The organism is Caulobacter sp. CCH9-E1, from assembly GCF_001556515.1.
GTDB lineage: Bacteria > Pseudomonadota > Alphaproteobacteria > Caulobacterales > Caulobacteraceae > Caulobacter.
This window is the reverse complement of sequence record NZ_LSJA01000340.1, coordinates 1-1,239: the sequence shown is the minus strand read 5'-3', so window position 1 is coordinate 1,239 and position 1,239 is coordinate 1. Positions and strand designations below refer to the sequence as shown.

Annotated in this window: 1 protein-coding gene; it reads left to right on the top strand. The window is 68.2% G+C overall.

Translation table 11 applies throughout. The features are described from left to right. A partial coding sequence (locus AX690_RS19470) for an efflux RND transporter permease subunit (protein ID WP_197426918.1) occupies positions 1-1,239 on the top strand: 1,239 nt, incomplete at both ends.

Below are 1,239 nucleotides of genomic sequence, written 5' to 3'. Positions count from 1 at the left end.
ACATCTACTTCGCCCGCCAGCAGGTGGCCGAGCGCCTGACCCAGGTGCGCCAAAGTCTGCCCGCCGGCGCCGAACCGGCCATGGGCCCAATCTCGTCGGGTCTCGGCGAGGTCCTGATGTGGACCGTGGCCTACGAGCATCCGGGCGGGAAGGGCGCCAAGGTCACCGACGGCGCCCCCGGTTGGCAAAGCGATGGAACCTACCTGACCTCTACGGGCGAGCGACTGTCGGATTCCACAGCCCAGGCGGCCTTCCTGCGCGAAGTGCAAGACTGGATCGTGCGGCCCCAGATGCGTTCGGTCGCGGGCGTGGCCGGCGTCGACTCCATCGGCGGCTTCGAAAAGCAGTTCATCGTCCAGCCGGACGCTGTGCGCATGGCCTCGCTGGGCGTGTCGTTCAACGACCTGGCCAAGGCCCTGGAGGCGGCTAACCTCGCGGTCGGCGCCAACTTCGTCGAGAAGGGCGGGGAAGCCTTCCTCGTCCGCGCCGACGCCCGCGTGCGCACGGTCGACGAGATCGCCAACGCCACGGTCGCCGCGCGCGAAGGCGTTTCGATCCGCGTCCGCGACGTCGCCGTGGTCAAGCTCGGCGGCGCCTTGCGCACCGGCGCGGCCTCGGAGAATGGCGAGGAGGTCGTGGTCGGCACCGTCCTGATGCTGACCGGCGAAAACAGCCGCACCGTGGCCGGCGCCTCGGCCGAGAAGCTGGCCGAGGTCACCAAGAGCCTGCCGCCCGGCATCAAGGTCCAGGTGGTCTACGACCGCTCCAAGCTGGTCGGCGCGACCATCAAGACGGTCGAGAAGAACCTGACCGAAGGCGCGCTGCTGGTCATCGTGGTGCTGTTCCTGCTGCTGGGTAACTTCCGCGCCGCCCTGATCACGGCCCTGGTCATCCCGCTGTCGATGCTGATCACCGCGATCGGCATGAACAAGCTTGGCGTCTCGGGCAATCTGATGAGCCTGGGCGCGCTGGACTTTGGCCTGATCGTCGACGGCGCCGTCATCATCGTCGAGAACGCCCTGCGGCGCCTGGCCGAGCGCCAGCACCACGAGGGCCGTCTCCTGACCCTGTCGGAGCGTCTTGGCGAAACCCGTGAAGCCGCCCGCGAGATGATCTCGCCCACCGTCTATGGCCAGGCGATCATCCTGTTGGTCTACGCCCCGCTGCTGACCTTCACCGGTGTCGAGGGCAAGACCTTCTCGCCGATGGCCATCACCGTGATGCTGGCCCTGGCCGGCG